Here is a 463-nt window from a genome sequence, read left to right as displayed (position 1 = left end):
TTGCTGCTGCTCACGGTCGTCGACATTCGCGCGGTCGGCCCCGGTGTGTGGAACGGGTGGAAGCGGCAATTGCTGTCCGACCTGTACGAATCGGCCGAAGAAGTGCTGCGGCTGGGCCACAAGCAAAAGGGGCGCGGCGAGCGGATCGCCTCAAAGCAGGAGGCGCTGCAGGCGCGGCTGGGCTGGGATGCGGCGCAGTTTGACCATCTCGTGCGCCGCTTGCCCGAACCTTATTGGGTGGCCGAGCCCGAGGACGTAATCGCCCGCAATGCCGGGCTGATCGCCGAAGCGGGCTCGGCGCAGCTCTCGATCAGCGCGCAGGTCTATCCCGAGCGCGGCGCGACGCTCGTTACCGTCTACGCCGCCGATCACCCGGGGCTGTTCTACCGCATCGCAGGCGCGATCAGCGTGGCTGGCGGCAATATCATCGATGCGCGCATCCACACCACACGCGACGGCATGG

The 463-nt window shown here is 67.2% G+C and carries 1 protein-coding gene; it reads left to right on the top strand.

Features of this window, described 5'->3' with window-relative positions:
• A partial coding sequence (locus AACY19_RS27225) for a hypothetical protein (RefSeq protein ID WP_339454594.1) occupies positions 1–463 on the top strand: 463 nt, incomplete at both ends.

The organism is Pseudomonas sp. EA_5y_Pfl2_R50, from assembly GCF_963970475.1.
In the GTDB taxonomy this organism is placed as follows: Bacteria; Pseudomonadota; Gammaproteobacteria; order Pseudomonadales; family Pseudomonadaceae; genus Aquipseudomonas.
Note: the sequence above shows the minus strand (reverse complement) of the source record. Positions and strands in the feature narration are given on the sequence as shown.